This window comes from Bartonella sp. TT29SHDZB (assembly GCF_042193395.1).
In the GTDB taxonomy this organism is placed as follows: Bacteria; Pseudomonadota; Alphaproteobacteria; order Rhizobiales; family Rhizobiaceae; genus Bartonella.
This window is the reverse complement of sequence record NZ_JBHILQ010000004.1, coordinates 141,194-152,405: the sequence shown is the minus strand read 5'-3', so window position 1 is coordinate 152,405 and position 11,212 is coordinate 141,194. Positions and strand designations below refer to the sequence as shown.

The 11,212-nt window shown below is 35.5% G+C and carries 13 protein-coding genes and 1 pseudogene; 1 reads left to right on the top strand and 13 read right to left on the bottom strand.

Annotated elements, in window-relative coordinates; all coding sequences use genetic code 11:
- The 12 genes and pseudogenes from ACFIJJ_RS03795 to ACFIJJ_RS03740 all read right to left on the bottom strand — a co-directional run.
- Window positions 1–191 (bottom strand): annotated as a pseudogene (locus ACFIJJ_RS03795) (trwi protein); the annotation flags it as partial.
- A gap of 190 nt (window positions 192–381) precedes the next feature.
- A complete protein-coding gene (locus tag ACFIJJ_RS03790; protein ID WP_375645958.1) occupies window positions 382–1,149 on the bottom strand; it encodes a type IV secretion system protein in 768 nt (255 codons plus the stop codon).
- A complete protein-coding gene (locus ACFIJJ_RS03785; RefSeq protein WP_375645957.1) occupies window positions 1,146–3,617 on the bottom strand; it encodes a VirB4 family type IV secretion/conjugal transfer ATPase in 2,472 nt (823 codons plus the stop codon). The genes ACFIJJ_RS03790 and ACFIJJ_RS03785 overlap by 4 nt, the downstream gene beginning before the upstream one ends.
- Before the next feature lie 2 nt (window positions 3,618–3,619).
- Complete coding sequence (locus tag ACFIJJ_RS03780; RefSeq protein WP_175869113.1) at window positions 3,620–3,928, bottom strand: type IV secretion system protein VirB3; 309 nt, start codon at window positions 3,926–3,928, stop codon at window positions 3,620–3,622.
- A gap of 12 nt (window positions 3,929–3,940) precedes the next feature.
- The gene (locus tag ACFIJJ_RS03775) at window positions 3,941–4,249 is read right to left on the bottom strand and encodes a conjugal transfer protein (protein ID WP_375645956.1); all 309 of its coding nucleotides are present in this window, start codon (window positions 4,247–4,249) and stop codon (window positions 3,941–3,943) included.
- Between the two features lie 125 nt (window positions 4,250–4,374).
- Window positions 4,375–4,689, bottom strand: coding sequence for a VirB2 family type IV secretion system major pilin TrwL (gene trwL / locus ACFIJJ_RS03770; RefSeq protein ID WP_375645954.1), 315 nt, complete (start codon window positions 4,687–4,689; stop codon window positions 4,375–4,377).
- Between the two features lie 117 nt (window positions 4,690–4,806).
- Window positions 4,807–5,127, bottom strand: coding sequence for a VirB2 family type IV secretion system major pilin TrwL (gene trwL / locus ACFIJJ_RS03765; RefSeq protein WP_375645953.1), 321 nt, complete (start codon window positions 5,125–5,127; stop codon window positions 4,807–4,809).
- Between the two features lie 73 nt (window positions 5,128–5,200).
- Window positions 5,201–5,515: a VirB2 family type IV secretion system major pilin TrwL gene (gene trwL, locus ACFIJJ_RS03760; protein ID WP_375645952.1), complete on the bottom strand. Its 315-nt coding sequence runs from the start codon at window positions 5,513–5,515 to the stop codon at window positions 5,201–5,203.
- Window positions 5,516–5,640: 125 nt separating this feature from the next.
- A complete protein-coding gene (trwL, locus tag ACFIJJ_RS03755; RefSeq protein WP_375645951.1) occupies window positions 5,641–5,952 on the bottom strand; it encodes a VirB2 family type IV secretion system major pilin TrwL in 312 nt (103 codons plus the stop codon).
- A complete protein-coding gene (gene korA / locus ACFIJJ_RS03750; RefSeq protein WP_015857010.1) occupies window positions 5,915–6,214 on the bottom strand; it encodes a KorA family transcriptional regulator in 300 nt (99 codons plus the stop codon). The genes trwL (ACFIJJ_RS03755) and korA overlap by 38 nt, the downstream gene beginning before the upstream one ends.
- Before the next feature lie 124 nt (window positions 6,215–6,338).
- Entirely contained in the window at window positions 6,339–6,962 is a 624-nt protein-coding gene (locus ACFIJJ_RS03745; RefSeq protein ID WP_375645950.1) for a TrwN protein, read from the bottom strand.
- Complete coding sequence (locus ACFIJJ_RS03740; RefSeq protein ID WP_375622494.1) at window positions 6,962–7,576, bottom strand: hypothetical protein; 615 nt, start codon at window positions 7,574–7,576, stop codon at window positions 6,962–6,964. Before ACFIJJ_RS03740 ends, ACFIJJ_RS03745 begins: the two co-directional genes overlap by 1 nt.
- 128 nt (window positions 7,577–7,704) lie before the next feature.
- Between ACFIJJ_RS03740 and ACFIJJ_RS03735 the strand changes: the two genes are divergently transcribed.
- Window positions 7,705–7,992, top strand: a complete 288-nt coding sequence (locus ACFIJJ_RS03735) for an H-NS family nucleoid-associated regulatory protein (protein WP_015857007.1) — start codon at window positions 7,705–7,707, stop codon at window positions 7,990–7,992.
- A gap of 1,568 nt (window positions 7,993–9,560) precedes the next feature.
- Here ACFIJJ_RS03735 and ACFIJJ_RS03730 read toward each other — a convergent pair.
- A complete protein-coding gene (locus ACFIJJ_RS03730) occupies window positions 9,561–10,838 on the bottom strand; it encodes a ubiquinone biosynthesis hydroxylase (RefSeq protein ID WP_375622496.1) in 1,278 nt (425 codons plus the stop codon).
- Window positions 10,839–11,212 lie beyond the last annotated feature (374 nt).

The following is an 11,212-nucleotide window of genomic DNA, read 5'->3' as shown; positions in this document are numbered from 1 at the left end:
ACAAATTCGGAGAGAGGCATATCTATAGCGCCACGAATGATGAGCCAACCATAGATGATGAAAGCGATTGTGAGACCTATTGAAACAAAGGGTGTAATTGTAGCTATTGTTTTTGAGGAAAGATCCGTGACATATGTTTTTGTTATCTGATCAATTTTATTGAAAAGTTGCGTGAACACTGTAAAGTCCATGGAATTCCTCTTTAACGAATTTTCAACTTTTTATATGATTTTTAAGCATTTTTCGTTGATTTTTTTAGGATGGAATTAAATTTCGTAGACCTTTTCAGTTTATGAGAGATAACTGAATATTGTGCATTAACTTTTGCTTTTTACGAGCATACAAGAAAAATAATACAACGAAATATTGTTACAAAAAGCTTTATCTAATAAATCTTATGGTAGGCATTTTCGTGTTTTTACTATTTAAAATTTTTATGTTATGTTTGTCCTTCTGCTGTTTGATAAGTGCATGTTCAGCGTTGCGTAAATGTGCGACCATTTGTAGTTTTGCTGTTTCATTTTGTAGCTTAGCGAGCATTCCAATTATATATGCTTGTAACTCAGCAATACTTTTTAGATCTTTTGTTGTCTTGATTTCGTTTAATAGTTCTTCAATTTGCTGAAAACGATTGTTTGCTTCTTCGAAAGTCTTTAAACTTACGGCTTTATCAGTGACGGCTGCATATTGGCTACGCTTGTTGATAAAACTGCTAGATTCATGGACAGAGATAGGAATTTCTTCTTCTTTTAAAATATTTTCAAGTGATGTAGATAGAGCAGAAGTTTTATTTCTATTGTAGAGATTCTCTGGATTTTTGAGAAAAAAACTGCTGTGATCTGTTTGTGCACTTTTAAGGTTTTTAGTATCGAATTTTGGGCTTCCCGTTATAGATTCGCGTATCTTTTTTGTTTCCTCAAGTTGTTTTTTTAGTGTATCGAGAAATTGGGCATCAGATAGAGCTTTCTTTTGTTGTGGAGTTTTTTTAGTCTTTGATGTATTTGAAGATGAACCTCCAAAAAAATTGGGCCACGTCGTTGGAATTGATGCCGACAAATCCGCTGCTCCAGCGCCCCAAACCCAAGCCATTGCTGGGTTTGGAATCCCTAAAGTTACTACAACTACTATTGAAATGACCTTTTTTTTCATGTTTCCCTCCTGTCATTTTTTGCGTGCTGTAAGAAAATTGGTAACCATATTGCTGGATCATCACCAACTTCCGCGATAATACTTTCGGCTAACTCTGCATTATCAGGTGTACCTGATAACACCAAGAGCTCGTCACTAAAGTCGTGTTCGATGGTTCTTCCATCGCGAGTCAGATGGAATTTACCAAGATTCAGTTCTGCAAGCGCAGATTGATCACCCTGCTTAATGAGGAATTGGCGACTAAACTCACCAAGTCCTTTAACGAGTTCAAATTCGGTATCTGTTAGTTTAAAGCCTTTTGTATAATCTTCATAGTTTGCTTTGGGGTTGGCTAGAAAAATGTAAGTTGCACACTGTTGAATGAGTGTTTTAGCAATATTACTTTCCAAGGCATCGCTAGGCTCTTGTGTTGCATAAACAAAAATACCATTTTGTTTACGGATCGTCTTTTGTTTATTTTTCGCTAAATCCTCAAAGTACGGATCTTGCAAAGGTTTCCAAAACTCATCAAAGATATACATAAATCGCTGTCCGCTAATCATGCCTTCTGTGCGGTAAAGCAAATACATCATCACTGGAGTGCGAGTTTCAACATTATCTAAAAATTCTGTGATATCAAAGCCGTAAACTTGATGTGTTGAGAGATCAAGAGCATCATGAGGATTATCAAATAACCATCCATAATCACCACCTTCACACCATTTTAGTAAGCGAGCATGAACAGATGGATGAGCATTATAGTCACTTAAACGTGGATTTGGTAAAAATTGTATCAGAAAGGACAAACGACGAAGTGATTGGTCAATGTTACTGCTCATAACAGACATAACAGCTTTATTAATTTCTTCCTCGTCGTGATGCGTAACCTCACCACCAGCTTCTGCCAATTTTTTAACAAATTGTTTCAGAAAAATCAGATTTTCTTGTGTAGGTGGGAGTTGGAAAGGATTGAAACCACTTTTCCTGCCTGGCTTGAATGTTAAATATTTTCCACCCATCGCTCGAATGGCAATTTCCATGCCACGATCTTTATCAAAAACAACAGTTGTCGGCTTAAATTTTTGTGCTTGTGCTAACAAAAATCCGAGTAACACGGTTTTACCGGAACCAGATTGTCCGATAAGTGCGGTATTACCAAGTAAACGTTTATCTGTCGAGTCCTCTTCAAGTTTGGAGGCATGAAAATTGAAATAAAGTGGTGTTTTACTGGTTGTTTTAAGAATTGTGACAGCTGGTCCCCATGGGTTGCCAGTGGGTTTTCCTGACATGAAATTATGAAAAGATGAAAATGATAAAAAGTTCAATGATGTAATTGGAGCAGGACGTGGTCTCCATTTCCAATTGCCAGGAAGTTGTGCCCAATAGCCAGCCTCTATCGCCAAGTCTACAGGTTTGGGTAGTACCGCAACGTCTAGTAATGCTGCACTCGCTTTGGCCATATGGTCGCGAACTTGTTGAATTGTATCACCATAGATAGTCAATGTGCAGTGATGTTCTCCCATGACAAAATGCCCACTGATAAGCTGGTTTAGTGCTTCGTCAATTTGTTCAATTTGGCTCGTTGCCACATCTCTTGCATCAATAAGATTACGCTGATGCCGTTGTAAATAGTCTTTAGCAGCATGTCGGGAGAGCACCGAAAAGCTCTGCGTCAATACGAACTCGAAGTCACTTTCCAACAAAACATTTAATTGTCCTGGTTTGGTTGTTGCATCATATTCTTTAATTTCCAGCATTCCAAATCGACGCATTCCACTGGTTGTTCGCAGTTCACCAAGAGCACCCCATTTTGAGAAAAAAGGTCGATTGATAGACATGTAGTCAGAAAAACGGTCATGGCAAATTGGCATGGGGTGATATTCACCATTGACAAGCATTCCAAGGAACTCAAGTGCAGAAGAATAAACATGCCCATTTTTTTCATAAGCACCAAGAAGTTCTGCACCGTAACGGTTTAAAGACTGGCCTAAAGTACGATTGATGTCATTGAGTTCTTTTATACATGTATCTTGTCGCATCTTTTTTTGATCAAGCGTTTCACGTTCATGTTTAGAAAAGAACGACATAATTTTATCCGCTATCGGTTGAAAAATGACAGTCAGATATAAATCATTGACCATCAAATTATAACCAGTAAAGCTTTGCCTATATTTTTCATCAAGTTGATAGCAAAACATTTGATCAAATGTTGAATCAGGATATTCATAAACACGGCGGCGCACAATATGCGTCCAAAATGATAAATTGGCCGATGCAAGACCCCGTAGAGTATTGTTAAGCTCTTTTATCCATTGAAAAATATCTTCTTCTGAAGCGCTTTGATGCGAACGCCCGTCAATTTTCCAAATTGACAAATATTCCGCATTTTTAGTAGAAATAATCGTATCTGTAATATGATGTGAATAAGGCAGAAACAGGTTTACAGGTGTCTCTGATGCAAGGCGTTTGCTGCTTTCAACAGCTGTCATGTTTATCTCCTTTTACTATAATCAGAGGGACTATAACTTGATGCGCCCCAAAAACCTTTGTTGCGATTGCGAAACTTAGTATCGATCCATAACCACCAGATACGAAACGCCTTGTCATCGTTTTTAGTAATTTGCACCATAATGAACCATAATGGAGGTGCCATAATCCACAAAAAGATACTTACTGTCATAGCAATAACAGCGACCCCCATAACCATAACGATAAATGGCATCATGGGGACACCCCATATCGTTGGAACACGTGTTGCTCCCTTGAATAGGGGGAATTCTTTTTTTTCTTGCGATTTCATGGAATGTTCTCATCACTGGAGGTGAAATAATATGTGGCTAATATAGAAAGCTGCACCAGCAATAATGACACTGAATGCCCATCGCATAAATGTAGCTCTTGCGATGATGCGAAATATATAAATAAGCAAAAGTAATAAAAGAAGGATAACAGCAACGATAGGAATAATTATACTTAATCCATATTGCATCCCTATGAAAACATCTAAACTCTTTGTTTCCGTCTGAGCGTATGCAGATTGAGTTATTAATAACATAACTGAAGTGATAACAATAGCACTAATCTTACATATTTTTGATTGAAGCGTATTTAATTGTTTCATATCTTTTATCCCCTTTTAATTAAAGTTGCTATAAATAATATTCCTTTTTTCGTAGTATAAACGACATTATTACTGGTAAAAATCTATAATTGACGAATATTAAAAACATTACGTGTTATACTAATTTATGGATTACCTGTAAACAACAGTGTAGCAAGTTGGGTTGCTGATCCAGCGATGACAACGCCGATCGCCCACCGTACAAACGTATCCTTTCCTATGTAGCGTCCTGCGTAACCAATTGCTAAGCACAAAAGTATTACGGCAGCGGCGATAGGGATAATCGTTTTTAAATCTGTTTGAAGCAGGTCTAAAGCTTTTTTTGCAGGTTCTAATTTTACATTTGCATATACAGGATTCGTTATAAAAAAGGCATTTAGAGCTGCAGAAATTACGATAATTTTGTTATTATTTTTTATGAGATTAATTAATTTTTTCATATTTTACTCTTATCAATACTTTGTATATTCTTAATATAAACGAAATATCACATAATATGTTTAAATTTATCAAACATAAATTCTTACATTAGAAACATTATGTATTATACCAGCTCATTATTTACCTGTAAACAACAATGTAGCAAGTTGGGTTGCTGAACCAGCGATGACAACACCGATTGCCCACCGTACAAATGTGTCTTTTCCAATGTATCGCCCTGCATAGCCAATTGCTAAGCACAACAATATAACGGCAGCAGCAACAGGAATAATGTTATCAATAAGATCTGTTTTGAGTCCTTCTAAAGCTTTTTTTGCAGTATCTAAACCTTTTGCTTGGGCCCATACGGGATGTATCATAAAAAATACAGTTACAGCTGCAGAAAGTGTGATGATTTTGTTATTGTTCTTTGATTGGAAGCTAATTAGTTTTCGCATATTTCTCTCACTAAGATTATAAATAACATTTTGTATTATAGTTGTCATTTTTAAATTTGAACTAACTGTACCTTTAAACTGTACCTTTAAATAACAGGCTCGCAAGTTGGGTTGCTGAACCAGCGATGACAACACCGATTGCCCATCGTATAAATGTATCCCTTTCAATGTAGCGTCCTGCGTAACCAATTGCTAAACACAAAAGTATAACAGCAGCAGCAACAGGAATAATATGAGTAGTAAGATCTGTTTGTAAAGCTGTTAAAGCTTTTCCAGCATGCTCTATTTTTGCATATGCGGGATGCGTTATAAAAAACACAGTTATAGTTGCAGAAATTGCAATAATTCTGTTGTTATTTTTTGATTGGAGGTTAATTAATTTTTGCATATTTTACTCTTATTAAGTTCTTATGAGTGCTTTGTATTTCTATCATAAACGGGATAGAATTCTGTCATGTTAATAATTATTAGATGCATTTTTATATTAAAAACATTTTGTATTATACCAGCTTATTAATTACCTGTAAACAACAGTGTAGCAAGTTGGGTCGCTGAACCAGCGATAACGACCCCGATTGCCCACCGTACGAATGTATCTTTTCCGATGTAGCGCCCTGCATAAGCAATTGCTAAGCACAAAAGTATAACAGCAGCAGCAACAGGGATAAGCAGCTTTAAGTCATCACGGAGTTTATCTAAAGCATCTTTTGCAGTTGTTAATTTTTGAGCATACACAGGATTGGTCATAAAAAATACGGTTAAAGCTGCAGAAAATGCAGCAGTTTTATTACGAGCTGTTGTGTGAAGAATATTTAATTGTTTCATGTTCTTTATCCTGATTAAGATTAAAACTCCCACAAATGACCCCTCGTTCATGAAGAAACTTAAAAAGATATTTTGGATCAGCCCAAGTTCTTAGTTTTCCTCTTTGTGTAAGTAACGTATATTTATTTGGCTTTCCGGTGATTGGATCATCGGAAATAAACGTGAAATACCATTCCCTTTCTGAAAGCATCACGACTGTAATTTCACGCGCTGCTTTTTGACTAAATGCTATATCAACGCTGTTTTGTTCTATCATTTTCATTATCTTTGCCCTCAATTAGAAGAGATTTTGTTCAATCTTACTAATTAGAGCTTTAACATTTTCTTATCTACCTTTCATTATAATATCCTATCAAAATTCTGGGGTTTCGTGAAAATATCAGTCGTCACTCTAGCGATCTTCTCGATGAAGAAAAATCTTCAGCTGAAAAAGCATCGCGGGCGCTACTTTCTTTATGTGTAAATGCATCTTCTTCTCCTTTTGAAGAAAGAGGAAGAGAATCTACTTTAGTTGTCTGTTCTGGTTCTTCTTTTTTAAGCTTTACAGGCTCCTGCAAGTCTTCATTTCCTCGTACAGCAGCATTTACTCCAATATATGAAGTAACTTTTTGCATACGGGTGTGGTTTGAGTTTTCTGTATTGTAAAAATTCAGCACAGACTGCAAAGTCGCTTTTTCAAAGATGCACTTTGATGTTGTTTGTTCATAGCAGTAAGTTAAAGCACTTTGTACAGCTGTAAGATTTCTGCAAAAATCAAATGCATCAAAAAGAGAAAACAATTTCACATTTCCAACATCGATTTGCCCTAAAATTATGTTAAAATTATGTTCACTCTGTTCAGCTGTTGCAATTGTTTCCTTAAGCTGAGATGATTGATAGAAGAAGTTATCTTTATCATCTGTTACATAAACATTGTCCCGCGCTTCTTGTTCGGCAGTAACTGAAAATGTTATGGGGGGCGTATTGGATATGTATGCAGCAGCAAAAAATGTAAAATCTGGAACAATCATTAGCAATACACCTTATTATGAAGAATTTTATTAATACAAATGCTAATGCTTTGTGGTGCTTTTTCTCGTTGTCTTTTGATTTTATAAATTTGCAGAATGAGATTGTTTAGCTTAGAATATTCCTTGTGATTATTGCTTTGTTCTCTTTTAAGAATATTTCTAATATATGCGAATATCCAACCAACACGATAAAAGTGTGGAATAAAATAGAGCACATTACGCCAACCAATATTATTGGAATCACGAAAAAAGACGCTGCTTTTTAAAAATAATAATCTTTGATACTGTGTTGAAGCTGCTTGTTTTATATAATTCTCTCGTTGCAAAAATCTTTTCAAAAAAAATTTATACGAAGTAAAAAGCCGTTGTGTATGAGGGGAGATTTTATTGTCATAATGAACTACACTATCATTATACAGAGAGGGCTTGTTCTTTGTTGCGTATTGCCATAACTTATAGAGTGACGATTTATATTTACTTTTGACTACTGATTCATGAGAGTCAGAGAGGTGTGATGGTGTTTGAGCACTGCATTTAGTAGTTCCTGCAATTGAACTGAAAAAAGATGCAGTGGTGGTAATTGATATACCAATAAACAGTTCTTTGTGGCTCAAAGCACATCTCCGTCAAAGTGATATATGTATCGTAATTTTAATTTCGATAATAAATGGACAAAAATTGTCTATAATTGTGTTTAAAATATGGCAAAAAGAAATTCTTTTTTGCAAGGGGAGTAATTAAGGTGAATGATCTCAAGAATATGAATTTTGATGAGCTACAAGAGATGCGTACACAAATCGATGTGGAATTAAAAAAACGGCAAGCAAAGGAAAAGCAAAATGCGCGACGAAAAATTCTTGAAATTGCTAATGCCCATGGAATTGATATCGCTGATCTTGTGAGCAAAGAGCGCCATTATAGAAATCCCAATAACCAATGGGAATTATGGAATGGGCGTGGACGTAGACCTAAGTGGATTAAAGAGTGGTTGGAGAATGGGTATACACTTGATGAACTCGAAGTAACGTAACACGTGTGCGATATTTACAAGATAAGGGAATACTAAGGAATGTAAATGCAAGAAGTATGCTCTTTTGGGTAATTTGATTGTATAAACATACTGAACAAATATATTAAAGTATTGAATTACCAAATACAACAATAGGGAGCGTGAACAAATTTATTTAAATGCAAAAGGTCTTATTATTATAATCTGTAAGCATAATGATGATGCCAGATTGGAATATTGTAATTGCTTTTGGCATTTGAGAGAGGGGGGGTATTTTACTTCTTTTTATCGTTTCATTAACGTTGCTCTTTTTAGTCTATGTAAATAAAGAGTTTTATTGATTATTTACAAAAATGGTCGAAATGAGAATAATTTATTGCATAGGGATTTTAACTCAATATGTAAAATGATAATTTTATCAATTAATATGTTAATAAATTAGCATACTTATATTTTTGAAATACTGTTCTGTAGAACAAGCCTGATGTTATAGATTTTGTTTGGTCTTTTTTCTGTAAGATTATATATGAGGCATTTGCTTTATTTATCGTTCATTGGGATGAGTGAGTGTGTAGAAAAATGGAAAATTTCTATGGCTGTCATGGGTTTTAAATTTATGACATATTTCTGAGCGTTTGTGATTAAAATTCATTATATGAGCGTTTATGAATAATGAATAAAGAGTGTATTTGAAAATAAAAGGATTGGATCATTTCTATTGCGGTTTATCTTCTTTTATGGTGTGAAATAGGGGGGGTATGCAGGTTTACAATTGTGTGTGATGGTATAGAGTGCGGAACACTTTGTTATATATCGGAATATTTTTTCTAAAATTGTGTGGTATTCCACAATAAATTAAAGGGTTTGTCTGAGAAACAGAATGCCCCAAACGGAATGCATTTGTGTTTCCAATTTACGCGCTTTTTTAAAAGAAAAATTTTTCAATGCAACTAAGCTTATTTTATGGCGCTTCTCGTGAATAGTATAACGTAAAAGCCCCTATGATCATATAAAATTCATTGTACACCACCATTTTTACTTCAATAAAAAGTATAAGCCGGCGTCCTTATACACTTTACTCGCCTCCAATATTGCTAAAGTCCTTAGTTCTTGAGAGAGGGAGGCTTTTGTCGCTTTGTTTAATTGTTTTTATTTATACGACACTTTCGCTTGTGATGTGCAAGCGAATGATTTTGATTGCTTCAACATGTAGAGAGATTTGAAATAAGGGTATTTTATGATCTTTAGATTTCTCACTCAGTATGAGAACAAGGAATTTATTATTTATAAAGAAAAGTGTTGTGTGCTAAAATGTCTTGTTTATTTTATTATGCTGTGAAATGGCTCCTTTAAAGGTGTGGTGATATAAGGCAACCTCTTTGAGACATTAAATGTTTTTTTCAGTGTATGGTGAGTATTCTTAAAATGTAGCTTGCTTGTCGAGTCTTATGTGGAGTGAAATGTGAGGGGAGGAAGGCAAGAGAAAATTACTCGACAGGAATCCGGTTTGCAAACAGATTAGATGAGATAGGAATTTTTTGTTCTTTGAAGGAGGGAGGCAAAGGTTATAAAATAGTATGAATTTTTGTTTAAAGTGGGAAGCCGTGTAGAAGACGTGGGGCATTTGGAGTGAGTCCGGCAGCTTCTTGAATGAAGTATTTTTTTATTTTTGGTGCTTGATTAATGATTCCAAGGCCGGTATCGCGGAGCATCCTTAAAAGAAGGTTATCATTAGAAAAGAGTTTATTAAGCCAATCATTGCTTAAAGCCATACGGACAATTTCAAAACGTCTCCAGCTTTGATAGCGCTCTAAAGCTATGAGGGAGCCAATATCAAGACCTAGTCGTGCTGTTTCAATAATCACTTCAGCCAGCGCAGCGCTATCGCGTAATCCTAAATTGAGTCCTTGTCCTGCAATGGGGTGGATGGTATGGGCGGCATCGCCAACAAGAGCAAAACGTGGTTTAATGCATTGACGTGTTAAAGAAAGGCTCAAAGGAAAAGCTTGACGTTCGCCATCCCAAGAGAGTTTACCTAATCGATGGCCAATGCGTCTTTCGAGTTCTGTTTCAAAAATAAGTGCATCAGCTTTGAGATAATATTGCGCAGTTCTATGATCTTCATTCCACACAATAGCGGATCGGTTGCCTTTGAGAGGGAGAAGAGCAAAAGGACCAGCAGGTAAAAAATGTTGAATTGCTTGACCATTATGGGGTTTTTCATGTTCAACTGTGCAGATGATTGCTGTTTGTTTATAGGGATGAGAAAAGTTTTTAAGACCTGCTTTTTGGCGTAATTTCGAATGGGCTCCGTCAGCTGCAATCAGCAATTTTGTTTGCCAAACCTCTTCATTATTTAAAGTGACGGTTGTATGTTGGTCTTCTTGATGAAAATCAATGACACGCGTGTTTGCAATAACAGGGATATTGAGATCTTTGACACGTTTTTTTAAAGTGTTGATGAGTTCTCTATGCTCTACCATAGCAGCAAAGGGTTCACCCGGGTTAATGTCGCCTTCAAAGGTTAAAAGAGTGGGTTTGACAGGATCACTTGTGTTTGTATCTGTGATGATCATTGAATGAATGGGTTGCGCATAGGGTTTTATAGGTTCCCAACATTGTAATTGTTTTAACATACGAATAGAAGCAGCAGCAAGGGCAATGGTTCGTATGTTAGAAGCAGGGGGATCTCCTTGTGGAGCAGCATCAACGATTTTTATTTTCAGATTAGGAGCTGTTTGCTTGAGTGCTATCGCTAAGGTTAAACCGACAGCTGCCCCTCCGGCAATGAGCAGATCACATTGTTTAGTTTTATGAGATTTAATTTTTTTATTGGGTTGTACGTCTTTATTGCGATTAGAACACACAATACTTCTTCCATTGTTTACAGTTTGCTTTCTTTTAAAAAGAATATCTTTTTACATTGCCTAAAATAACTTAACTTTTACTTTTCTCTCTCTCTTTTTATAAAAATGAGGTTCCTTTTTAGTGCCAATCTTATGGTAGATTAATTTTTCAGAGTTTTTCTGCTTAATCATTTATGTGATTCATTTTACAGATTTATCGGATAAGCTTTTTTTTGAATATCATCTTCAATTCTTTTTACACTTGGTTGATAAAAAAGAAAACTAAAAATAAACAAAGATGTCGTGTATTTTTTAAGTTGTGTGAGTTACTTCAGTATACCTGTCCTGAAGGGGGACATTTCGTTAGTATGGTAGATAAAAATAGATAAAAAATT